This is a genomic window from Gellertiella sp. DMC107, assembly GCF_056313605.1.
Genome location: NZ_JBQUZZ010000002.1, coordinates 328,916 through 350,690, shown reverse-complemented (window position 1 = coordinate 350,690; position 21,775 = coordinate 328,916). Strand labels below are relative to the sequence as shown.

Here is a 21,775-nt window from a genome sequence, read left to right as displayed (position 1 = left end):
CTCAAAAGGAACAGGATCGCCCGCATGAGCGACATGGACGATTTTCGCGAGCGGATCACCGCCAGCTTCACCAAGCAGAAGGCCATGGCCACCATCGGTGCGGTGATGACCCGCATCGAGCATGGCTCGATCGAGATCGAGATGCCCTTCGACGAGAAGCTGACCCAGCAGCATGGTTTCCTGCATGCGGGGATCATCTCCGCCGCGCTCGATACGGCCTGCGGCTACGCGGCCTATACGGTGACCGATCCGGATGCCTCGATCCTCACCATCGAGTTCAAGGTCAACCTCCTGTCGCCGGGACGCGGCGAGCGCTTTCTCTTCCGGGGTGACGTGACCAAGCCCGGCTCCACCATCATCGTGGCGGACGGGCGCGCCTATGCCATCGGCGACGGACCGGCCAAGCTCATCGCCTCCATGACCGGCACCATGATGGTGATCCGCGGGCGGGAGGACATTGCCGGATGACACCCCCCACCCTTCTCGTCGCGGGCAGGCGGCTCTTCTTCGTCATGGCGGTCGATGCGGAATACGGCGTGCATCTGCGCCAGCGGATCGAGCCTTTCCTGACCGGCATCGGCCCCGTCGAGGCCGCCGTTTCCGTCACCCACGCGCTGGCGGCCCTCGATGCAGCGGGCCATCGCCCCGATCTCGTCATCTGCCTCGGCTCGGCCGGCTCGGCGACGCTCGCGCATACGGAAGTCTACCAGATCACCTCCGCCAGCTATCGCGACATGGATGCGAGCGCGCTGGGCTTCGAGAAGGGCCGGACGCCGCTCCTCGACCTGCCCGCCGAAGTCCCCCTGCGGCTGCGCATCCCCGGCGTGCCGGAAGCCCGGCTCTCCACCGGCGCCAATGTGGTCTCCGGCGCCGCCTATGCCGGGATCGATGCGGATCTCGTCGAGATGGAAACCTTCGCCGTGCTGCGCGCCTGCCAGCGCTTCGACATCCCCCTCATCGGCCTCCGCGGCATTTCCGACGGCACCCACGAACTCACCGGCCTGCACGACTGGAAGGACTACCTCCACATCGTCGACGAAAAACTCGCCACCGCCGTGGACAAGCTGATCAAGGCGCTCGAGGACGGGACGCTGGAGAGCCTGTAAGAGGGCCTGGCGACTGCCGTTTGGCCGAAGGGCTGGATGTAGAGTCTATTTGGCAGTACGGGGGATTCCCCTCCCCCTCACGGCGAGCGAAGCTCGTCCGGATGTGGGGAGGGGTTAGGGGTGGGGGTCGGAAAATATAGAGTGGCCGAAGGCCTCAATGCGTTTCCAATCAAAGTACGTCGAGTTTCCCGGCCTACCCCCACCCCTGCCCCTCCCCCCAAGGGGGAGGGAGGCCCTTGAGTTTGCCGCTCTCTGATCTCCGTAAAATGATGCAATGGCTTCTGTCAGTGCCAGAGGCCCCCTCACCTGCCTGCCGGCATCCTCTCCCTCGGCGGACGAGCGAAGCTCGCCGCGGGGGAGAGGAAAGACAACCGCTGGCGTTCGGCATCCTGTGTTTTGCGCCGAGGTCGGCGATGCCCTCTTCTCCCCAGCGGGGAGAAGATGCCCGGAGGGCAGATGAGGGGGCCGTTGGGCAGGACGGCGGGATTCCCCTCCCCCTTGTGGGGAGGGGCTAGGGGTGGGGGTCGGAACGTAAGATGTGGCCGAAGGCCCCAATGTAGCTTCATTCCTGAACCCGATTTCCTCGGCCTACCCCCACCCCTGCCCCTCCCCACAAGGGGGAGGGAGACCCTTGAGTTTGCCGCTCCCCATCTGTTCCAAACAATGCGATTTCTACGGTCCGTGCCTGCCGCCCCCTCACCTGCCTGCCGGCATCCTCTCCCCGCTGGGGAGAGGAAAGATGACCGCTGGCGTTCAGCATCCGTTGGTTTGCGCGAACATCGGCGATGCCCTCTTCTCCCCAGCGGGGAGAAGATGCCCGAAGGGCAGATGAGGGGGCCGTTGGGCAGGACATCAACTGCCCTGCCCCTCACGAATACCCGTCGCCACCTACCCACTACCCACTACTCCCTACTCACTACTCACTCCCCTCCCCTAACCCCCTGATTTCCCCCGCAGATAAATTTGCACCCCCGTCATCCCCCTTGCCAAAACCTGTGGGATAATATTCCTCGTTCCGCTCTGGTAACGCCGGGGGCCCTGCGATCCCGGTCAGGTGGAGCCGGTCTTTCTTCCTGCGCTCTCGCAGATGCGCAGGAGGAGACGGTGCAGAAAATGGCTTCCGCTCCCCGTCGCAAAGGACAGGGGGTCCGTCTGTGTGACGACGAAAAACTGCTACGGGCCGGGTCGCGTGAAAAATAGCGATCAGGTGCGAACAAGACCGGTCAATCCGGTCGCCCGTCGCCGGGCGCATGCGAAATACCCGGCGGACCGTAGGCTTGGTGCAGAGAAGCCGGAGTTGCATCGCATAAAGCCGAAACGGGGCGCGGTAAGCGCCATATAAATAATTTCATACGAGGTGCTCCCGCGCCCCGGCCGACCCCTCGTGTCCCGAGGGGGGAAATGATGCATAACCCGGCTTCGAACGAAGCGCGGGATCGATGAAGCATGGCCTGGCATGACTGCCCCCTCCCCACGCCCCCAAAAAGGGGCCAAAGGAGGGGGCGATTTTGCAGGCATGAACCCGGGGATTGGAAAGACGGTCCCGTTTTAGACCTCAGGCCCAGGGCGGATCAGGCAAGGCCCGTGGCGCAGCCCCACCCGGATCCGCAAGAACAGCCTCAGCACACAGACCGGTCTCAAGCCGCCCGACGCAAAGGTTCTCCGGGCGGGAGAGCCGGCCGTCTCGCCAGAGGCCCTGAAATCTGGGACAATCGGGACAATAAAACCGGTCCTGCGGCGCAGGAGACGATTGCAAGACGGGTTCAATTTCTCTAAAGGCTCGGCATGACCCAGACAGCACCTTCCGACACCGTCCTCATCGTTGATTTCGGCAGCCAGGTTACCCAGCTGATCGCGCGGCGTGTCCGCGAGACCGGGGTTTACTGCGAGATCGTTCCCTTCCAATCCGCCGAAGAGGGCTTTGCCCGGCTGAAGCCGCGCGCCGTGATCCTGTCCGGCTCGCCGGCCTCGACGCTGGACGAGGGAAGCCCCCGCGCCCCGCAGGTGATCTTCGACAGCGGCGTGCCGGTTTTCGGCATCTGCTACGGCCAGCAGACCATGTGCATGCAGCTCGGCGGCCAGGTGGAAGGCGGGCATCACCGGGAATTCGGCCGGGCCTTCCTCGATGTGGAACAGAATTGCCCGCTCTTCGACGGCCTCTGGTCGGTCGGCTCCCGCCATCAGGTGTGGATGAGCCATGGCGACCGCGTGACCGCGATCCCGCCGGGCTTCTCGGTGGTGGCGACCTCGCCCAACGCGCCCTATGCCTTCATCGCCGATCCGGTCCGCAAATATTATGCCGTGCAGTTCCACCCGGAAGTGGTGCACACGCCCGATGGCGCCAAGCTGATCGCCAATTTCGTGCACAAGATCGCCGGCATCCAGGGTGATTGGACCATGTCCGCCTATCGTGCCCGCGCCGTCGAGGCGATCCGCAAGCAGGTGGGCGACAAGCGGGTGATCTGCGCGCTTTCCGGCGGCGTCGACAGTTCGGTGGCCGCCCTTCTCATCCATGAGGCGGTCGGCGACCAGCTGACCTGCATTCTGGTCGATCACGGCCTGATGCGGAAGGACGAGGCGAAGAACGTCGTGAAGATGTTCGAGGAGCACTACAAGCTGCACCTCCTGCATGTGGATGCCTCCGACAAGTTCCTCGGCGAACTGGAAGGCGTGTCCGACCCGGAAACCAAGCGCAAGATCATCGGCCGTCTCTTCATCGAAACCTTCGAGGACGAGGCGAAGAAGCTGGGCGGGGCGGATTTCCTCGGCCAGGGCACGCTCTATCCCGACGTGATCGAAAGCGTCTCCTTCACCGGCGGTCCCTCGGTGACGATCAAGTCGCACCACAATGTGGGCGGCCTGCCGGAGCGGATGAACATGCAGCTGGTGGAGCCGCTGCGCGAGCTCTTCAAGGACGAGGTGCGCGCGCTCGGCCGCGAGCTCGGCCTGCCCGACAGCTTCATCGGCCGCCATCCCTTCCCGGGTCCCGGCCTTGCCATCCGCTGCCCCGGCGGCGTGACCCGCGAGAAGCTCGAAATTCTCCGCGAGGCGGATGCGATCTATCTGGACGAAATCCGCAAGGCCGGCCTCTACGACGCCATCTGGCAGGCCTTTGCCGTGCTGCTGCCGGTGCAGACCGTCGGCGTGATGGGCGACGGGCGCACCTATGAATTCGTCTGCGCGCTGCGCGCCGTGACCTCGGTCGACGGCATGACGGCGGACTTCTACCACTACGACATGGAATTCCTCGGCCGGGCCGCAACCCGCATCATCAACGAGGTGCGCGGCATCAACCGCGTCGTCTACGACGTCACCTCGAAGCCGCCGGGCACCATCGAGTGGGAATGAACTGAGACAGGGAAAAGGGGTGGCGTTTGCCGCCCCTCTTTCGTTTTGGGCGTCGGGAGGGCGCAGCGAAGATGGGCATGCACCGGCTTTTCGATCTATCCGGTAAGGTGGCGCTGGTCTCGGGCGCCGGCAGCGAACGAGGCATCGGCCTTGCTGCGGCGCGGCTTCTGGGTGAACTCGGTGCGCGGGTGGCGATCACCGCTACGGGACCGCGCATCGAGACACGGGCTGCGGAACTGAGGGCGGAGGGCATCGAAGCCATCGGCCTCGTCGCCGATCTCACAGACCGCGAGGCGGTCCGCTCGATCGTTGCGGCGACCGAGGCAGACCTCGGTCCGACCGACATTCTCGTCAACAATGCGGGCATGGCGATGGAAGGCACGAGCTTCGAAAGCATGGCCTTCGACCAGCTCGACGGAGAGATCTGGGACCGGCTGATCGCCCGCAACCTGACGACGTGCTTCAACCTCACCCGAGCCGTGATCCCCGGCATGATGGACCGTGGCTTTGGCCGGGTGGTGAATGTCGCCTCCGTCACGGGGCCCGTGGTCAGCATGCCGGGCGAGGCCGCCTACAGCGCCGCCAAGGCCGCCATAACAGGCATGAGCCGTTCCGTCGCGCTCGATGCGGGCAGCCGCGGCGTCACCATCAACAGCATCGCTCCCGGCTGGGTCGAGACCGCCTCGCAAACGGAGATCGAGGCCCGTGCGGGGCGGGCAACGCCCATCGGCCGGTCCGGCACGCCGGAGGAAATGGCTGCGGCCATTGCGTTCCTCGCCAGTCCCGGTGCCAGCTACATCACCGGCCAGCTGATCGTCGTGGATGGTGGCAATTGCCTGCAGGAGATCAAGGGATAGCTCAACCCTTCTTCCCCGGAAGGCCGGTGGCGAGCACGGCGCCGCCGATGACGAGAAGGGCGGCCAGACCCAGGGTGAGCGAGGCGGGGGCTGCACCCGTCATCACCAGAAGGGCGGTGGAGAGCAGCGGCGCCATGTAGGAAAGCGTCCCGAGCAGCGTGATGTTGCCGTGCTTGGTGGCGTGATCCCAGGCTAGGAAGGCGAGCCCCACCGGGCCGAGGCCGAGGGCGAGGATGGCGGCCCATTGGGTCGGCGTCGGGGTGAGCGGGGTCTCGAAGGCGAGATGGGCCGCTGCCGCTGCCAGCGCCACGGCACCGCAGACGCCCACCAGCATGCCGCTCGGCACCGAGCCGAAGCGGCGGTTGAGAACGGAATAACCGGACCAGACGAGCGCACAGCCGAAGGCCGCGACATAGCCGGTGACATGCCCCGAGGCGGACACGCCTCCGTTCTTTGAAAAGATGATCAGTGCGGTCCCGGCAAAGCCCAGCAGCGCGCCGGCCAGATGGCGGGCCTTCAGCCCCTCGCCGGGCAGGAGCGCGGCCAGAAGCACGATGAAGAGCGGCCAGAGATAGCAGATGATGCTGGCATCGCCCACCGGCGCATTCTGCAGCGCGTAGAAATAGAGCGCGTGATAGCCAAACAGCCCGAAAAAGGCGACGAGCCAGGGCGCCGGCGCCTGGCGAAGCTCGGCAAGCCCCGCCCTTCCCCGCAGCGAAAGCACGACGAGCCCGCCGGCAAAGGCGATGCCGAAGGTGAGCGCCATCAGCTCGAAGGGCGGAATGGCCCCCGCGGTCGCCGTAAAGAGCGCCAGCAGCGCCCAGAGCAGGATCGCGATGATGCCAATCAGCGTGGCGCGGGTCTTGGTGTCCATGATTGCTCCCCCTGGAATGGGGTGCCTCTAGCAGAATGCGGGCAAGCCGTCTTGAATGTTTCGAACGGCCGTTCGTCGGAAATGGTCAGGCGGGGCGCTTCTGCATCCGGCGGCTTGCCGCGGGGCTTTCCAGCCCGCGACGGCGCATGTGGCGGGTCATGGCGCTCTGGTCGGCAAAGCCGGACAGCGCGGCGATGTCGGCAAGGGGAAGATCCGTCGTGCGCAGCAGGGCGACGGCGCGGCGCACCCGAAGCGCGGTCAGATGCGCATAGGGGCTTTCGCCGAGTTCCCGGCGGAAGGCGCGGGTGAGGCGATGAGCGGCGAGCCCGGTTTCCCCGCAGAGCCGCTCGATGGTGATCGGCTCGGCGAGATGTGCCTCCAGGAAGGCGCGGGCGCGGATGACTGCCTGCGCCTCGCCATTTCCGTCCGCCGTTTCCTCGAAACCTTCGGCAATGGCGGCCAGAAGCAGGGCGCACCAGTGCCCGACCGCCTCGTCGGCAAGCGGCATCGCGGCGCGGTAATCGATCAGCGCCCGCACCGGCGGCCGGACGGGAAAGAAGGCCCGTGCCCCGAAGCGCTCGGAGAGCGGGGCATCGAGCGGCACGCTCACCACATCGGCGACCAGAAAGCGGTTTTCGGCATGCGCCTCGAAGGCGTGAAAGTACCCCGGCGGGATCAGCGCGCCCTGCCCCTTCTCCACCCGGCCGCCACGCCCCTCGACGTCCAGATCCAGACGGCCTTCCACCGGCAGCACGACTTGCCAGAAACCGTGGGCGTGCCGTTCTGCCTCGGCCCGGTAGCTGCGGAAATCCAGTCTGTCGGCGCCGGTCATGCCTGCCTGCCTCTCTCTTCCACAGGGGCGATGCCCCTGCCGCATATCTGCAACATTTCGCCCGTTCCGGCGAAAACTACCGCCTTTTTCCCGACGGATAAACCGCATAAAGTCTGCGCCCACCACAGATTCGAAAGGCACGGCATGTCTGCTCCGATTGATCCCGCAAAGCTCGAGAAACTGGCCGAAGTGGCCATCAAGGTCGGCCTCCAGCTGCAGAAGGGCCAGGATCTCGTCATCACCGCGCCGGTGGCGGCCCTGCCCTTGACCCGCCTTCTCACGAAGCACGCCTATCTGGCGGGCGCCGGCATCGTCACCACCTTCTATTCCGACGAGGAAAGCACGCTGGCGCGCTATCGCAACGGCAGCGACGAGAGCTTCGACCGGGCGGCCGGCTGGCTCTACGAGGGCATGGCCAAGGCCTATGCAAACGGCGCGGCACGCCTGGCTGTGGCGGGCGACAACCCGATGCTGCTGGCCAATGAGGACCCTGCCAAGGTCTCCCGCGCCAACCGGGCCAATTCCGCCGCCTATAAGCCGGCGCTGGAAAAGATCTCCAATTTCGACATCAACTGGAACATCATTTCCTATCCCAACCCCTCCTGGGCGAAGCTGGTCTTCCCCGGCCTGCCGGAAGACGAGGCCGTCGGCAAGCTGGCGGATGCGATCTTCGCCGCATCGCGGGTCGACGTGGCCGATCCGGTGGAGGCCTGGCGCCAGCACAATGCCCATCTCGCCGCCCGCTCCGCCTGGCTGAACGGCAAGCGCTTTTCGGCTCTGCACTTCACCGGGCCGGGAACCGACCTGACTGTCGGGCTTGCCGACGGGCATGAGTGGCATGGCGGCGCGGCGAAGGCCAATAACGGCGTCGTTTGCAACCCGAACATCCCGACCGAGGAAGTCTTCACCACCCCGCATGCGCTGAAGGTGGAGGGCCATGTGTCGAGCACCAAGCCGCTGTCGCATCAGGGCAGCCTGATCGACGAGATCCGGGTGCGCTTCGAAGCGGGCCGGATCGTGGAGGCGCACGCCTCGAAGGGCGAAGCGGTGCTGAACAAGGTGCTGGACACCGACGAGGGCGCCCGCCGGCTGGGCGAAGTGGCGCTCGTGCCCCATTCCTCGCCGATCTCGGCCAGCGGCGTGCTGTTCTACAACACGCTCTTCGACGAGAACGCCTCCTGCCACATCGCGCTTGGCCAGTGCTATTCGAAGTGCTTCGTCGACGGCGCTTCGCTGACGCCGGAACAAATCAAGGCGCAGGGCGGCAATTCCAGCCTGATCCATATCGACTGGATGATCGGCTCGGGCGAGATCGACATCGACGGCATCGCTGCCGATGGCAGCCGCGTGCCTGTCATACGCAAGGGAGAATGGGCCTGATGGCAACGCCGCGCCTAGCGGCCATCGGTGGCGGCGGGTGGCTCGGCAGCGCGCTTGTGCGCGGGGCTCTTTCCGCTGGCGTCATCGAGGCGGCCCGCACCGTGATCACCAGCCGCAGGGGCGCGATTGCCGGCTTCGAGGCCTTCCCCGCCGTCGCGGTCACGGCGGACAATTTCGCAGCCGCAGCATCGGCGGATGTGGTGCTGCTCGCCGTGCGCCCGCAGGATCTCGATGCCGTGCCGCTCGACCTCTCGGGCAAGCTCCTGCTGTCGGTCATGGCCATGGTGCCGATGGAAGCACTCGAACGCCGGTTCGGCGCGCGGCGGATCATCCGCACCATGCCGAATGCTGCGGCGGAGCGGGGTCTCTCCTTCACGCCGCTCTTCGCTTCGCCGGAGGTAACGGCGGAGGACCGGGCATGGGCGGAGGCTTTCTTCGGCGCCAGCGGTCTTGCCGAATGGGTGGAGGCAGAAGACCAGCTCGATTACCTGACGGGGCTGACCGGCTCGGGACCCGCCTTCTTTGCCCGTCTGGCCGCGGCCATGGAAGAGGACGCTCGGGCGCGGGGCCTGCCGGAGGGTCTGGCAGGCCGGGCGATCGCCCAGCTGCTCAAGGGCGCTGCGGGTGAACTTGCGGGCGACCGCTCGCCCGCCGGGATTGTCGACATCTTCCTCGACTATCGCGGGACGACCGCAGCCGGCCTGGTCGCCATGGAGAAGACCGGTCTTGCCAGGATGGTGCGGGCCATGCTCGGGGCAGCGGAGGAAAAGGCGCGGGGGGCCGGCTAGCGGATCGCCGCCACCGCGCGGCGGACCTTTTCCAGATGGCGCGAGCGCTTGGCCGCCGTGGCGCGGTCCATGTCATAGAGGTTGAGGCTGCGGAAGGAGAGGCCCTTGCCACAGAAGGTGGCCACGCCCCGCTTCAGGATACGGCGAAGCGGGTTGCCCATATAGAGATGCACCACCCACCAGGGCGAGCCGGTGGAGGTGACGGTCCAGAAAAAGCGCAGGCGCGTCAGGCCGGGCCGGATGCGTCCACCTTCCGGATCATGGAGGAAGGCGACGTCGGGGGCAAAGACCCGGTCGATGAAGCCCTTCAGGATGGCCGGCATGTTGAACCACCACTGGGGGAAGACGAGGATGAGCCCATCGGCAGCCTTCAGCCGCTCCACCTCGCTCCTGACCGCGACGGGATCATAACCGGGCTGCATGTAGGCACCGCGCTCCTCCCGGGTCAGGCAGGGCTGGAAGCCTTCCCGGTAGAGATCGAGCAGATCGACGCTGTGGCCGCCGGCCTTCAGCGTGGAGACCACGGTGTCCGCCACGGCGGCGGCGAAGCTCTCCGGCACGGGATGGGCGAGAACGACGAGAACATGCATGGTTCAGAAGAGGCTCCCCTGATTGCCGCCATCGGTACGGGGGCCGCGCTTGCGAGCCGGGGCAGCCGGCGCGGCGGCGGGTTCCGGGGCGCCCTCGCCGACCACGGCGGAGATGCGGCCATCGGCAAATTCCACCGACACGGCCTCGCCGCCGGTCAGGGCCGCCTTGAGGCTGACGGGCCTGTCTTCCGCATCGCGCACCACCGCATAACCGCGCTTCAGCACATTGCGGTAGGAGAGCGATTGCAGAACCCGGTCCTGCGCGGCGACGGTGTGGCGATAGCGCACCAGCCGGTTCGACAGCGCGCTGTCGGCCTGGCGGGAAAGGTTCTCCAGCCGGTCGCGCAGACGGCGATACTCGCCGAGCAGGCGGAGCGGCACCCCGTCCAGCGCCCCGCTGGCCCGGTGCAGCCTTGCCCGGGAGAGATCGATGACCCGTTCGGCATTGCGGGCGATGCGGTCCATGCGGCGGGCAAGCAGCTGGCGCTCATGGGCAAGCCGCTGCACCATGGTTTCCGGACGCAGGCCGGCAGCCGCCTTCTCGAAGCGGCGGCGCTTGGCGACGGTGTTGAGTTCCAGCGCCCGTCCGAGCGCGGCCGAGGCTTCGTCGAAGCGCCGGCGCGGCAGGGCAAGAAGCTGGTCCAGCGAGGGGAAGGCACGCATGAGAGCGCGCAACTCCTGGCGACGCATGTCCATGCGGCGGACTTGCGCGGAGGCGAGCCGGGCGCCGAGCCCGCTGACCTGCGCCAGAAGATCGGCCCGCACGGGCACCGCCATTTCCGCCGCACCCGTCGGGGTGGGTGCCCGGATATCGGCGGCATGGTCGATCAGCGTCCAGTCGGTTTCGTGGCCGACGGCGGAAATCAGCGGAATGGCGCTGGCGGCGGCAGCCCGGACGACGATTTCGTCGTTAAAGCCCCAGAGGTCCTCCAGGCTGCCGCCGCCGCGCGCAACGATCAGCACGTCCGGGCGCGGCAGGGGGCCGTCGGGCGACAGGGCATTGAACCCGGCAATGGCGCGCGCCACCTCCTCGCCGCAGCCTTCCCCCTGCACCTTGACCGGCCAGAGGATGACATCGACAGGGAAGCGGTCGGCGATGCGGTGGAGGATATCGCGGATGACGGCGCCCGTCGGCGAGGTCACGACGCCGATCACCTTCGGCAGGAAGGGAAGGCGCTTCTTCCGGGCGGGATCGAAGAGACCTTCGGCGCCGAGGCGGCGCTTGCGCTCCTCGATCAGGGCCATCAGCGCGCCGGCCCCGGCTGGCTCCAGCGCGTCGATGACGATCTGGTACTTGGACGAGCCGGGAAAGGTGGTGATCTTGCCGGTCGCGACCACTTCCATGCCCTCTTCGGGGCGGAACTTCAGACGCCCCATGGTGCCCTTCCAGATGACCGCATCGATGCGGGCGCGGTCATCCTTCAGGGAGAAATAGGCATGGCCGGACGAGTGGGGACCCCGGTAGCCGGAAATCTCGCCGCGGACCCGCACCTGATCGAAGGCCGTTTCCACGGTACGCTTGATGGAGCCGGATAATTCCGAAACGGAATATTCGGTGAGATTGCTCGGCGAATCGGCATCGAAAAGGCTGCTCATGAGCGAGAGACTAGTGGATGCGGGCGGCGAGCGAAATCAGGAACTTGAAGGCGCAGCCGCTTCCCCTGGACCGCATGCTGCTATCGCAGCACCCGGAAGATCTCCAGCCCGCCCGGTTCCGGATGGTTGAGGGGCTCGAGATAGGCGGGAACCCTCCCGGCCAGCAGGCTCCCGTAGAAGCCCTCGGGCTTCATGCGGGCAAGATTCTGCGTCTGGGCGTCTGTGGAGCAGAAGAGCACATAATCCACCTTCGCGCCGCGCAGGAAGGCAATCGCTTCATCCGGCATGGAAAGGCCCGTGTTCAATTCGGTCAGCATCCCCGCCTGGTTGCGATGATAGGGCGCCGAAAGGGCGCGGTGGGATGTAAAGCGGAGGATCTTGGTTCCGAGCTCGGACGGCGCAAGGATGGTGCCCGTCGGCAGGGCGTTCAACGGCTGCAGCATCGCGCGCGACCCGCAGGCTGCCGCCTTGATGGTCGGCTCCCCCATCTGCTCGACGAAGCCTTTCCAGCCCTTGTCCAGCATCAGTCCCATCAGGGACCAAAGGAGGGGCAGCGACAGGAGACCGGCAGAAAGATAGGTCAGCGATCGTACCGTGCTGTCGGGCTTTGCCTGCTGCCAGGCCCTGAGATCGGTGACGAGGACGGCCATGGGCAGGATGGTGATCAGGTTCGAGAACATGGTGCCCCGCACCTGAACGGCGGCGATGGCGAAATTGATGGCGAGCAGCGGCAGGACAATGAGGTGCAATTCGCGCCGGTCTCCACGCAGGATGCGGTAGAGGCAGAGGAGAATTGCCGCGAAGGCAACCCCATAGTAGGCGCCGACGCTTCCCGGCTGCTCGTGCCACTGACGGACCATCGAATAGGCCTCGATGATCTTGCTGAGCCAGAGCTCGGTCAACATCGGATCCAGATTGCCGAGCGGATTGCCGAGGCATTGCGGAGCGATGATGCCGGCCGTTGCCAGTACCGCGGCGCCCGTTACGCCCAGCGCCCCGACACGGATCGCAACGCTGCGCCCCGACAGGAAGGCCGCCGACAGGAACAGGAGCCCGCCACCCACCGTGGCAAGCGAATAGAAACCGAGCGAGAGACTGTCGCAGGTGACCATGCCATAGAGATGGGGCGGCACAGTGCCAAAAAAGGCGGCCGAGATGAAGAACAGGAGCGACAGGCCGAAGGCCGCTGCTGCGCGGCGCATCTTCTCCCCATGCCAGGCCCAGAGGCAGGCAACGACCAGGCACACCGCGGCCACGTGGGGAACGGCCTCCGCGCCGATGGCGATTTCCATCGCAGCCGCGAAACCCGCAATCGCATAATTCGAGGCCCGCCTCCGGGGATCGAGCAGCATGACGAGCAGAAGCGTGGCGAAGGTGAGCTGCAGATTGTGATGATCGGCGGAGCCGGGCATGAAGCGACCCATGCTGTACACATAGAGGACGGTCATGCCAGCCGCGATGTTCATGGTCACCCGGCCACCGGCGCGCAGGCCCGCCATGCCCATCAGCATCACAATGATAAAGGACAAGAACTGGGGCCAGACGGCCAGCGCCAGCGCTTCGGCCCCCTCCCCGGGGGTGAAGAGCGAGAAGAAACGGATCAGGAGCGCGATCGGCAAGTCCACGAAGCGGGACCAGTGCATCAGCACCCCGTTTTCAAGACCGATGCGATATTGTGTCAGATCGAACCAGGACTGACCGGCAAGGAGATCGCGAACCTCGACGAGGCGCATGGCATCGTCATTGTCGAAACCCACATAGTCGCTGCTCTTGCTGTGGGCAAATAGCTGAATGAAAACGAGGATAAGGCCGTAGATCGCCAGCAGGGGAAAGGGATTGTAGGGGCGCGGTCCGGTTGTCTCGAGGTCTTCCGGCCTGATGCCGGAGCCATCGTCGGTAAAGTTCCAATCAATGTGCATAATCATTCGTCCAATATGAATTTTCGGAAACCTTGCCTTAACCTTCTCAAGAAATAGTAAATACACGGAACCTGCCTATGGTCCGGCTGATTTCCTGTGTCGAGAGTAGAAACCAATGGCCGATGCAATGACTGCAGAACCCCAGGTCGCGGTGCTGATCCCCTGCTATAACGAGGCGGCGACGATTGCGGAGGTGGTGGCCGGCTTCCGCGCTGCATTGCCGCGCGCCGATATCTATGTCTACGACAACAATTCCACCGATGGCACGGCGCTGAAGGCGCTGCTGGCGGGCGCGATCGTCCGGACCGAGCCCCGTCAGGGCAAGGGCCATGTGGTGCGGCGCATGTTCGCCGATATCGAGGCGGACATCTATCTGATGGCCGATGGCGACGGCACCTATTCGGCGGCGGATGCGGGTCACATGATTTCCGAACTGATCGACCGTCAGGCCGACATGGTGGTCGGCGCACGGCGCGGCGTGCATGACGATGCGGGCCGCCAGGGGCATGCCTTCGGCAACCGGCTGTTCAATACGCTCTACCGCACTCTGTTCGGGACGGATTTTTCCGATATCTTTTCCGGCTACCGTGCCTTTTCCCGCCGCTTTGCCAAGACCTTCCCCGCCGTTTCCGGCGGCTTCGAGATCGAGACGGAAATGTCTGTGCATGTCTTCCGCCTGCGGTTGCCGGTTTCGGAGATCGTGCTCGACTATGGCCGCCGGCCCGAGGGGTCGGAATCGAAGCTTTCCACCTTCCGCGATGGCTTCCGGATTCTCTGGATGTTTGCTATGCTGATGAAGGAAGTGCGGCCATTTTCCTTCTTTGGCCTGCTTTCCGTGATGCTGATGCTGGCAAGCGGCGCGTTGATGACGCCCATTCTCTACGAATATGCGATGACCGGACTGGTGCCGCGCCAGCCCACCTGGGTGCTGTCCATGGCGCTGATGATGATTTCCTTCGTGGCGCTGACGGCGGGGACCATCCTGGATTCGGTCGCCCGCTCCCGGACGGAGCAACTGCGGTTCTGGTACAACAGCATGAAATCGCTGAGCGCGGCCTATCCCGCCTCCACCATGGCCAGCGGCGCGCCGCGCCGCGCCGAGGCTGCGTGATCCGTGCGGGACAAGATCAAGAAACTCGCCTTCTTCGTGATTGCCGGCACCGCCGGCTTCGTGACCGATGCGGGCAGCCTGCATCTGATGATCACCCACACGCCGCTCGGCCCCTATTTCGCGCGCATCCTCTCGATTGCGCTTGCCATGTTTGTGACCTGGCAGATCAACCGTAATGCCACCTTCGACCGGTCAGGCCGCTCGGCGACGGATGAGGGCGTGCGCTATGCCTTTGTCGGCATTCTCGGCGCCTGCCTGAATTACGCGATCTATGCGAGCCTGATCTTCCTGCTGCCCGGATTGCAGCCGGTGGCGGCCGTGGTGGCGGCTTCGCTCGCCGCCATGGCTTTCAGCTATGTCGGCTATTCCCGTTTCGTCTTCGGCGAAGGCCGGAAGGACGAAGGGGATGAAGGCGGAGCCTGAGGCCCCGCCTCAAGGCTCAGACGGTTTCCCAGCCATCCCGTTCGCTGGCGCGGTAGATGGCGTCGATGAAGGCCTGGTTGCGCTTCGAGCTTTCCAGCGACACGACCTCCGCCTCGCCGCCGAGCGCCCGGGCGGCGAAGGCTTCCGCTTCGCACCGGTACTGCCGGCTGTCCTGGAAGCGGAAGATCTGGGAGATGCCGTGGTTCTGGTTGGTCAACTCCACCTCTTCCGCACCATAGCGATCGGCATTGAAGGGCGATTTTACCTCGATGAAGCCTTCCGTGCCGTGGAAAACCATGATCTGCCGGTTGGCCATCTGGGTGGAAATATAGAAGCTCAATTCGAAACTGCCGAAATCGGCGCGGACCGAGGAATAGATGTCAGTCCCGAATTCCGGGTCGCGCTCGGTGGTGGCCTGCACACGCAGGGGCTCAGCCTCCGTCACGAACCGCGTGGTGATGGTGGGGTAAACGCCGATATCGGGCAGGCCACCGCCGCCAAGGGCGGGAATGTTGCGCATGTTGCCGGGATCGCGGTTGAAATAGGTGAAGGCGCCCTGCACATGGCGCAGCGTGCCGATAGCGCCTTCGCGCAGCAGCGAACGCACTTTTTTCCAGACCGGAGCGTAAGTCACCATGAACGCTTCCGACACGAGAACCCGGTTCCGGTCGCGGGCTGCGATCAGCGCATCGATTTCGGAGGCCTTGAGTGCAATGGGTTTTTCGCAGAGCACATGCTTGCCGGCATCGGCAGCCTTGATCGTCCATTCCCCATGCTGGGAGGTGGGCAGCGGGATATAGACCGCGTCGATCGTGTCGCTCGCCAGCATCTCCTCATAGGAGCCGAAGGCGTGCGGCACGGAAAAGCGATCCGCCAGCGCGCGCGCCTTGGTGACGTCGCGGCTGGCAATGGCGGTGACGACGCAGTTTTCCGCATCCTGGATGGCGGGAATGACGAGTTCGCGGCCGATCTTGGCGGTCGAGAGAATGCCGAAGCGCAGCATGAAATGCCCCTGTTAAAACGATTGAACCGGGCAGACCCTAGCGAAGCTTTTCGCCTCCGGCAATCTTCCGGAGGCTGCATTCAGTCGTTGATGCGGAAGCCTTCCAGCCGCTCGGCGATGAGGCCGATGGTTTCTGCATCCGCATTGGCGAAGGCGAAGCGCAGGTGCTGATCCTGCTCCTTGCCGAAATAGGAGCCCGGCACGCAGAGCACGCCCGCATCCCGCGCCAGCCGCTCGGAGACCACGGCGGCAGGCACGCCCGGGAAAGGATGCTTCACGAAGGCGAAATAGGCACCGAGCGAATCCATCCGCCAGTCCGGCGCGTGCTGCATCACGGCCTTGAGCGCGGCGGCTCGGCGGTCGATCTCGATGCGGTTTCCGGCGCGCCATTCCGTCAGCGCAGGAATGGCGCGGGCAAGGGCGGCCTGGGCTGCGCGCGGCGCGCAGATCTGCAGATTGTCCATGACCTTGGAAATCTGTGCCACCACATAGGGCGATGCGGTGATGGCCCCCATGCGCTGGCCGGGGATGCAGAAGCTTTTCGAGAAGCTGTAAAGACCGATCAGGGTTTCGTCCCAGCCCGCCTTGCCGAACAGGCCGTGGGGCCGGTCGATGGCGCTTGGCAGGAAGTCGCGATAGGTCTCGTCGAGAATCAGCCAGGTGCCGTTTGCCTTGCAGATCTCGTAGATCTCCTCGAGCAGCACCTCCGGATAGATCGCACCGGTGGGGTTGTTGGGCGTGACCAGCACCAGCGCCTTGACCGAGGGGTCGATGGCCGCGCGGACGGAAGCCGCATCGGGCACGAACCCGTTTTCCGGGGCGCAACGGATCTGCCGCACCTTCATGCCCAGCATGGAAAGGCTGATTTCCTCGTTGAAATAGAAGGGGTTGGTGGTGGCGATGGTATCACCGTAGGCCATGGTGGCAAGGCAGGTGGCGATGAAGGCCTGGTTGGCGCCAGCGGTGATGTGGATGTTCTCAGGCGCAACCGGGGTGCGATAAGCCGTGGTGACATAGGTCGCGTAGGCCTCGCGCAGCGGCCGCTCGCCCTCGATGGGACCGTAGCTGATATTGGCGAGCGACAGCGCCTCTTCCGAGAGAATGCGCAGCATGTCCTGATGCGGTGGATAGCCGGGAACCGCCTGCGACAGATCGATGAGCTTGCCCCGATGCCCGTCATAGGCGCGGCCCCAGCCAAGGACGGTCGGAATGGCGGGCGGGTTCAGGCGTTCGACAAGCGGATTGAAGCGGCTCATGGGCGAAATTCACTCCTCGGGTGATGCGTTGCCTATCGATACGCCAGCAGACCGCTTCCCTGCAATGGCCGATCTTGGGTGAAGTGGGAGGAGCGATCCCGGCAACAGACGTCCCATGAGCAGCGATAGAATCGAATCCAGCTTCCCTGGCGTCCTTTGCAACGAAGGGCAGACGCTCGGGACAAGCCCGCGGGTGATGACAGGAGCGCGGCGCTGGCCCCATCATCATCCTCCGGTCTGGCCGTGTTGGAAATGGAAAAGGCCGCCATGCGCCGCGCTGCAGCACACCTCCCTCAGGAAACCGCTCAAGAAAAGTAAGTTATTGCTTACATTTCAAGCTTTGCCGACGCCCGTCCCCGGGTCAGGTCCTGCACAAGGCGAGCGATTTCGTCAAAGCCGTCGGCGGGGATCGAGAAGGTCAGGACAGCGCCCTCCGGTGCGAAATCCTCCGAGTCGAGGGTCAAGGCGGGAAGCGGCAGGAGCCTGGACTTCAGCACGGCCATGTCGTTGAAATCGCAGGCAATCGAGAAGCGTACCCGCAGCACGATCGGCCCCTTTTCGATGCGCTTTACGCATTCTCCTGCAGTGCCGCCATAGGCGCGCACCAGCCCGCCCGTACCGAGCAGGATGCCACCATAATAGCGGGTGACCAGCACCACGGCATGATCGAGCGCATTGCCCTCGATCACCTGCAAGATGGGCTTTCCCGCCGTGCCGCCCACCTCTCCATCGTCGTTGAAGCGCACGCGCGGGCCGATGCGGAAGGCCCAGCAATTATGGGTGGCGGCAGGGTCCGCATGCGCGGCGATGAAGGCCTTTGCCTCCTCCTCCGTCGCCACCGGCCCGGCAAAGGCCACGAAGCGGCTTTTCTTGATCTCCTGCGCAAAGGAGCCGGACTGGGTGAGCATGAACATGGAATATGTACCGGTCTCGGAATGGATGAGGGTTCAGGGGCCGGTCACGGCAAGTTTCTGCACCGCCTCGACATTCTGCCGGTGGACGGGCTCATAGGGCTCATAATAGCGCGCGCCGCCGGTTGCAAAGCTTTCCTGCGCAAAGTCGACGAAGGAGAGTTCGGCCAGTGACGGTTCTGCGCGCAGGCGCAGGAGTTTCGCCACATAGAGCTTCGTCGCCTCGATCAGGCGCCGGTCGTAGCCGCCGGCGGCGATGATGTCGGGGTCGCCGTGATTGGGCAGGATATGGCGGAAGGAGAAGCCGGCCATCCGGTCCAGTTCCTTGAGATGGGTGGAAAGATGTTCCGGCTCCGAGACATAGGTGACGCTGTCCTCCACCGTGTCGCCGGCCAGAAGCAGCCCTTGGTCCGGCAGCAGAAGCACCGTTTCGTCATGGCTGTGAATATCGACCAGCCGCAACTCCACATCGAAACGCCCGACCTTCAGCGCCAGATGATCTTCGAAGATCCGGTTCGGCAGGATCAGCGGGCGGATCGGCGGATCGCCGTTTTCGAGGCTGTCGCGATTGGCTTCCAGCGCCTTCAGCGTGCGGCTGTTGGCGATAATCTCGCAATCGGCAAAGGCTTCGTTTCCAGCCACGTGATCCGTATGCCAGTGGGAGAGAACGAGGCGGATGGAATGGCAACCTTCGTCCTGCAGGCGCTCGCGGATGAGGCGGGCATGGGACAGCGTCATCTGGGCATCGTAGACCAGCGCCTCGCCCCCATCGATGATTACGTAGGAGGCGGTGCCGAGACTGAAGGCGCCGTCATCCAGCCAGTTCGGCTCCGCCCCGTGCAGGCGCTTGCCGGGGATGCGACCATCATAGAAGGCAAGCACACCCGAATAGGGATTGAAAACCCGCATGGTCGATCCTGCATCGGTCATCAAGGGTCTCCTGTCCGGGGATGGGAGCCGGGACCTTATCCCGGCTCTTCCGTATCAGGCAAGCGTGGCAACCGCCGCAGCGATGCGGGCGAGCGCGGTCTTCAGTTCCTGCTCCGACGTGGCGTAGGAGATGCGGAAGAAGGGCGCGAGGCCGAAGGCGGTGCCGGGCACCATGGCAACGTCATGGCTTTCGAGCAGCCAGGCACAGAAATCGCGGTCGGTCTCGATCACCTTGCCGTCAGGCGTCTTCTTGCCGAGCACGCCGGCACAGCTGGCGAAGGTGTAGAAGGCGCCTTCGGGCTTCGGGCAGGTAATGCCCGGAATGGCGTTCAGGCCTTCGACCACCAGATCGCGGCGCTTCTGGAAATAGAGGCAGCGCTCGCGCACGATGTCCTGCGGGCCGGCCAGCGCCGTCAGCGCCGCCGCCTGGCTGACCGAGGACGGGCAGGAGGTCGACTGGCTCTGGATGACGGACATGGCCTTGATCAGCGCCTTCGGACCGCCGCCGAAGCCGATGCGCCAGCCGGTCATGGCGTAGGACTTTGAGACGCCGTTGACGGTCAGTGTCCGGTCCTTGATGCGCGGCTCCACTTCGGCCGGCGTCGAGAATTCAAAGCCGTCATAGAGAATGTGCTCGTACATGTCGTCGGCGAGCAGCCAGACATGCGGGTGGCGGACGAGAACCTCGGTCAGCGCCTTGTAGTCGGCGCGGGAATAGGCCGCCCCTGACGGGTTCGACGGCGAGTTCAGCATCAGCCAGCGGGTCTTCGGCGTGATCGCCGCTTCGAGCCGCTCGGGCGTCAGGCGAAAACCGGTTTCGGCCCCGCAGGGGATGAGAACAGGCACGCCGCCGGCGATCTGCACGATGTCCGAATAGGAGACCCAATAGGGCGTCGGGATGATGACCTCGTCGCCCGGATCGAGCGTTGCCATCATGGCATTGTAGATCACCTGCTTGGCGCCGGTGGAGACGGTGATCTCGTCTGCGGCATAGTCGAGATTGTTGTCGGCCTTGAACTTGGCGGCAATCGCCGCCTTCAGCTCGGGCGTGCCATCCAGTGCGGTATATTTGGTCTGCCCGGCGCGGATGGCGGCAATCGCGCCCTCCTTGATGAAGTCGGGCGTATCGAAATCGGGCTCGCCGGCACCGAGGATGATCACATCCCGGCCCGAGCGCTTGAGAGCGGAGGCCTTGGCCCCGATCTGGAGGATTTCGGACACGCCGATGGCCGAAATCCGGGATGCAGGGCGGAAGGCCGCCCCGCTTGCGATACTGTCAGCCATCGGCGTTTCTCCTTATTCCACGTCGAACTTCACGCCCTGGGCGAGCGGAAGCGAGGCGCCGTAGTTCACGGTGTTGGTGGCGCGGCGCATGTAGCCCTTCCACGCATCCGAGCCGGATTCGCGGCCGCCGCCGGTTTCCTTTTCGCCACCGAAGGCGCCGCCGATTTCCGCACCCGACGGGCCGATATTGACATTGGCAATGCCGCAATCGGAGCCACGGGCCGAAACGAAGGCTTCGGCTTCGCGCATGTTGTTGGTGAAGATGGAGGAGGAGAGACCCTGCGGAACCGCATTGTTCAGCTCCAGCGCGTCGTCGAAGTTGGAATACTTCATGACATAGAGGATCGGCGCGAAGGTTTCGTGCTCGACCGGGCCGCACTGGGCGGGCATTTCGACCAGCGCCGGACGCACGTAATAGGCGTTCGGGGCATCGGCTTCATGCACGCGCTCGCCGCCATGCACGGTGCCACCGTTTGCCTTGGCATCGGCCAGCGCCTTCTGCATGCGCTCATAGGACAGCTTGTCGATCAGCGGGCCGACCAGCGTACCGGTTTCGAGCGGGTTGCCGATGGTGACCGAGCCGTAAGCCTTGACGAGGCGCGGCACGAGCTGGTCGTAGACGCTGTCATGCACGAAGAGGCGACGGAGCGTGGTGCAGCGCTGGCCGGCGGTGCCCATGGCGGCGAAGGCGACGCCGCGGAGCGTGAGATCCAGATCGGCGGTCGGGGCGACGATCGCGGCATTGTTGCCGCCGAGTTCGAGGATCGAGCGGGCAAAGCGGGCGGCAAGCTTCGGGCCGACGATGCGGCCCATGGCGGTGGAACCGGTCGCCGAAACGAGCGCGACCTTGGGGTCGTCGACGAGGACTTCGCCGACATCACGGCCGCCGATGAGAAGCTGCGAGAGGGCCGCAGGGGCCTGTCCGCCTTCGGCGACGAAGCGCTTCAGGGCCTTGTCGAAGATGGCATGGGCGGCGATTGCGGTCAGCGGGGTCTTTTCCGACGGCTTCCAGACGCAGGCATTGCCGGCGACGAGAGCGAGTGCGGCATTCCAGGCCCAGACGGCCACGGGGAAGTTGAAGGCCGAGATGATGCCGACAACGCCGAGCGGGTGCCAGGTTTCCATCATGCGGTGATCGGCGCGCTCGGTGGCAATGGTGAGGCCGTAGAGCTGGCGGGAGAGACCGACTGCGAAATCGCAGATGTCGATCATTTCCTGCACTTCACCGAGGCCTTCGGAGGTGATCTTGCCGACTTCGATGGAGACGAGGCGGCCGAGATCGGCCTTGTGGGTGCGCAGCTCTTCGCCCAGCAGGCGGATCAGTTCGCCGCGCTTCGGGGCGGGCACGAGACGCCAGGACAGGAAGGCCTGGTGGCCCTTGGCGATCACGTCGCTGGCGGCAGCGGCGGTGACTTCAACCGCATCGGCGATCTTCTCGCCATTGACAGGCGAGGCAACGGCCAGCGAACCGCCGGTGTAGCGGTCTGCGGCGACGCCAAGGCGGCCCATGATGGCGGCGACTTCGGGGGCAAGGGCGGATTTGGTCAGCGTCATGGTGTTCTTTCCA

At 65.0% G+C, this 21,775-nt stretch carries 19 protein-coding genes; 8 read left to right on the top strand and 11 right to left on the bottom strand.

Annotation, left to right across the window (positions count from 1 at the left end):
- The first annotated feature begins 24 nt into the window (after positions 1 to 24).
- The 4 genes from ACT54B_RS07105 to ACT54B_RS07090 all read left to right on the top strand — a co-directional run bounded on the left by ACT54B_RS07105 (position 25) and on the right by ACT54B_RS07090 (position 5,311).
- The gene (locus tag ACT54B_RS07105) at positions 25 to 468 is read left to right on the top strand and encodes a PaaI family thioesterase (RefSeq protein WP_476043916.1); all 444 of its coding nucleotides are present in this window, start codon (positions 25 to 27) and stop codon (positions 466 to 468) included.
- A complete protein-coding gene (locus ACT54B_RS07100; protein ID WP_476043915.1) occupies positions 465 to 1,106 on the top strand; it encodes a 5'-methylthioadenosine/S-adenosylhomocysteine nucleosidase in 642 nt (213 codons plus the stop codon). Before ACT54B_RS07105 ends, ACT54B_RS07100 begins: the two co-directional genes overlap by 4 nt.
- 1,785 nt (positions 1,107 to 2,891) lie before the next feature.
- Positions 2,892 to 4,454 carry a glutamine-hydrolyzing GMP synthase gene (gene guaA / locus ACT54B_RS07095; protein ID WP_476043914.1) on the top strand — a complete coding sequence of 521 codons (1,563 nt, stop codon included), beginning with the start codon at positions 2,892 to 2,894 and terminating at the stop codon, positions 4,452 to 4,454.
- A gap of 77 nt (positions 4,455 to 4,531) precedes the next feature.
- Positions 4,532 to 5,311 carry an SDR family NAD(P)-dependent oxidoreductase gene (locus ACT54B_RS07090; protein WP_476043913.1) on the top strand — a complete coding sequence of 260 codons (780 nt, stop codon included), beginning with the start codon at positions 4,532 to 4,534 and terminating at the stop codon, positions 5,309 to 5,311.
- A 1-nt stretch (position 5,312) separates the two neighbouring features.
- On the opposite strand, the gene yddG is transcribed toward ACT54B_RS07090, so the two are convergent.
- Together yddG and ACT54B_RS07080 are read right to left on the bottom strand one after the other, a co-directional pair.
- Positions 5,313 to 6,185, bottom strand: a complete 873-nt coding sequence (gene yddG, locus ACT54B_RS07085; RefSeq protein WP_476043912.1) for an aromatic amino acid exporter YddG — start codon at positions 6,183 to 6,185, stop codon at positions 5,313 to 5,315.
- An 85-nt stretch (positions 6,186 to 6,270) separates the two neighbouring features.
- Positions 6,271 to 7,017, bottom strand: coding sequence for a helix-turn-helix domain-containing protein (locus ACT54B_RS07080; RefSeq protein WP_476043911.1), 747 nt, complete (start codon positions 7,015 to 7,017; stop codon positions 6,271 to 6,273).
- A 144-nt stretch (positions 7,018 to 7,161) separates the two neighbouring features.
- Here ACT54B_RS07080 and ACT54B_RS07075 point away from each other — a divergent pair, with 144 nt between their 5' ends.
- Both ACT54B_RS07075 and ACT54B_RS07070 read left to right on the top strand, forming a co-directional pair.
- Positions 7,162 to 8,397, top strand: a complete 1,236-nt coding sequence (locus ACT54B_RS07075) for an aminopeptidase (protein ID WP_476043910.1) — start codon at positions 7,162 to 7,164, stop codon at positions 8,395 to 8,397.
- Positions 8,397 to 9,185, top strand: a complete 789-nt coding sequence (locus ACT54B_RS07070; protein ID WP_476043909.1) for a pyrroline-5-carboxylate reductase family protein — start codon at positions 8,397 to 8,399, stop codon at positions 9,183 to 9,185. The genes ACT54B_RS07075 and ACT54B_RS07070 overlap by 1 nt, the downstream gene beginning before the upstream one ends.
- Here the strand turns inward: ACT54B_RS07070 and ACT54B_RS07065 are convergent.
- The 3 genes from ACT54B_RS07065 to ACT54B_RS07055 all read right to left on the bottom strand — a co-directional run bounded on the left by ACT54B_RS07065 (position 9,182) and on the right by ACT54B_RS07055 (position 13,290).
- Positions 9,182 to 9,775, bottom strand: a complete 594-nt coding sequence (locus ACT54B_RS07065; RefSeq protein ID WP_476043908.1) for an NAD(P)H-dependent oxidoreductase — start codon at positions 9,773 to 9,775, stop codon at positions 9,182 to 9,184. The two genes, ACT54B_RS07070 and ACT54B_RS07065, sit on opposite strands and share 4 nt — an antisense overlap.
- A 3-nt stretch (positions 9,776 to 9,778) precedes the next feature.
- Positions 9,779 to 11,371 (bottom strand): exodeoxyribonuclease VII large subunit, encoded by a 1,593-nt coding sequence (gene xseA, locus ACT54B_RS07060; protein ID WP_476043907.1) that lies wholly within the window; start codon positions 11,369 to 11,371, stop codon positions 9,779 to 9,781.
- Positions 11,372 to 11,451: 80 nt separating this feature from the next.
- The gene (locus tag ACT54B_RS07055; protein ID WP_476043905.1) at positions 11,452 to 13,290 is read right to left on the bottom strand and encodes a hypothetical protein; all 1,839 of its coding nucleotides are present in this window, start codon (positions 13,288 to 13,290) and stop codon (positions 11,452 to 11,454) included.
- A gap of 115 nt (positions 13,291 to 13,405) precedes the next feature.
- On the opposite strand from ACT54B_RS07055, the gene ACT54B_RS07050 reads away from it, so the two are divergent.
- Together ACT54B_RS07050 and ACT54B_RS07045 are read left to right on the top strand one after the other, a co-directional pair.
- The gene (locus ACT54B_RS07050) at positions 13,406 to 14,401 is read left to right on the top strand and encodes a glycosyltransferase (RefSeq protein WP_476043903.1); all 996 of its coding nucleotides are present in this window, start codon (positions 13,406 to 13,408) and stop codon (positions 14,399 to 14,401) included.
- Positions 14,402 to 14,404: 3 nt separating this feature from the next.
- Positions 14,405 to 14,824 (top strand): GtrA family protein, encoded by a 420-nt coding sequence (locus ACT54B_RS07045; RefSeq protein WP_476043902.1) that lies wholly within the window; start codon positions 14,405 to 14,407, stop codon positions 14,822 to 14,824.
- A 16-nt stretch (positions 14,825 to 14,840) separates the two neighbouring features.
- Here ACT54B_RS07045 and ACT54B_RS07040 read toward each other — a convergent pair whose 3' ends face one another.
- The 6 genes from ACT54B_RS07040 to amaB all read right to left on the bottom strand — a co-directional run bounded on the left by ACT54B_RS07040 (position 14,841) and on the right by amaB (position 21,762).
- Entirely contained in the window at positions 14,841 to 15,827 is a 987-nt protein-coding gene (locus ACT54B_RS07040; RefSeq protein WP_476043900.1) for a Gfo/Idh/MocA family protein, read from the bottom strand.
- 80 nt (positions 15,828 to 15,907) lie between these two features.
- Positions 15,908 to 17,083, bottom strand: a complete 1,176-nt coding sequence (locus ACT54B_RS07035; protein ID WP_476043899.1) for an aminotransferase — start codon at positions 17,081 to 17,083, stop codon at positions 15,908 to 15,910.
- 326 nt (positions 17,084 to 17,409) lie between these two features.
- Complete coding sequence (locus tag ACT54B_RS07030; protein ID WP_476043898.1) at positions 17,410 to 17,997, bottom strand: IMPACT family protein; 588 nt, start codon at positions 17,995 to 17,997, stop codon at positions 17,410 to 17,412.
- Positions 17,998 to 18,030: 33 nt separating this feature from the next.
- Complete coding sequence (locus tag ACT54B_RS07025; protein WP_476043896.1) at positions 18,031 to 18,924, bottom strand: MBL fold metallo-hydrolase; 894 nt, start codon at positions 18,922 to 18,924, stop codon at positions 18,031 to 18,033.
- Positions 18,925 to 18,978: 54 nt separating this feature from the next.
- Positions 18,979 to 20,208: a pyridoxal phosphate-dependent aminotransferase gene (locus ACT54B_RS07020; RefSeq protein WP_476043894.1), complete on the bottom strand. Its 1,230-nt coding sequence runs from the start codon at positions 20,206 to 20,208 to the stop codon at positions 18,979 to 18,981.
- 12 nt (positions 20,209 to 20,220) lie between these two features.
- Positions 20,221 to 21,762, bottom strand: coding sequence for an L-piperidine-6-carboxylate dehydrogenase (amaB, locus tag ACT54B_RS07015; RefSeq protein WP_476043893.1), 1,542 nt, complete (start codon positions 21,760 to 21,762; stop codon positions 20,221 to 20,223).
- Positions 21,763 to 21,775 lie beyond the last annotated feature (13 nt).

Coding starts and splice junctions, on each gene's coding strand:
- xseA (WP_476043907.1), bottom strand. CDS start 11,371: ATGAGCAGCCTTTTCGATGCCGATTCGCCGAGCAATCTCACCGAATAT.
- ACT54B_RS07040 (WP_476043900.1), bottom strand. CDS start 15,827: ATGCTGCGCTTCGGCATTCTCTCGACCGCCAAGATCGGCCGCGAACTC.
- ACT54B_RS07080 (WP_476043911.1), bottom strand. CDS start 7,017: ATGACCGGCGCCGACAGACTGGATTTCCGCAGCTACCGGGCCGAGGCA.
- ACT54B_RS07090 (WP_476043913.1), top strand. CDS start 4,532: ATGCACCGGCTTTTCGATCTATCCGGTAAGGTGGCGCTGGTCTCGGGC.
- ACT54B_RS07055 (WP_476043905.1), bottom strand. CDS start 13,290: ATGCACATTGATTGGAACTTTACCGACGATGGCTCCGGCATCAGGCCG.
- ACT54B_RS07065 (WP_476043908.1), bottom strand. CDS start 9,775: ATGCATGTTCTCGTCGTTCTCGCCCATCCCGTGCCGGAGAGCTTCGCC.
- ACT54B_RS07025 (WP_476043896.1), bottom strand. CDS start 18,924: ATGACCGATGCAGGATCGACCATGCGGGTTTTCAATCCCTATTCGGGT.
- ACT54B_RS07035 (WP_476043899.1), bottom strand. CDS start 17,083: ATGAGCCGCTTCAATCCGCTTGTCGAACGCCTGAACCCGCCCGCCATT.
- ACT54B_RS07050 (WP_476043903.1), top strand. CDS start 13,406: ATGGCCGATGCAATGACTGCAGAACCCCAGGTCGCGGTGCTGATCCCC.
- ACT54B_RS07030 (WP_476043898.1), bottom strand. CDS start 17,997: ATGTTCATGCTCACCCAGTCCGGCTCCTTTGCGCAGGAGATCAAGAAA.
- ACT54B_RS07075 (WP_476043910.1), top strand. CDS start 7,162: ATGTCTGCTCCGATTGATCCCGCAAAGCTCGAGAAACTGGCCGAAGTG.
- amaB (WP_476043893.1), bottom strand. CDS start 21,762: ATGACGCTGACCAAATCCGCCCTTGCCCCCGAAGTCGCCGCCATCATG.
- guaA (WP_476043914.1), top strand. CDS start 2,892: ATGACCCAGACAGCACCTTCCGACACCGTCCTCATCGTTGATTTCGGC.
- ACT54B_RS07105 (WP_476043916.1), top strand. CDS start 25: ATGAGCGACATGGACGATTTTCGCGAGCGGATCACCGCCAGCTTCACC.
- ACT54B_RS07100 (WP_476043915.1), top strand. CDS start 465: ATGACACCCCCCACCCTTCTCGTCGCGGGCAGGCGGCTCTTCTTCGTC.
- ACT54B_RS07070 (WP_476043909.1), top strand. CDS start 8,397: ATGGCAACGCCGCGCCTAGCGGCCATCGGTGGCGGCGGGTGGCTCGGC.
- yddG (WP_476043912.1), bottom strand. CDS start 6,185: ATGGACACCAAGACCCGCGCCACGCTGATTGGCATCATCGCGATCCTG.
- ACT54B_RS07020 (WP_476043894.1), bottom strand. CDS start 20,208: ATGGCTGACAGTATCGCAAGCGGGGCGGCCTTCCGCCCTGCATCCCGG.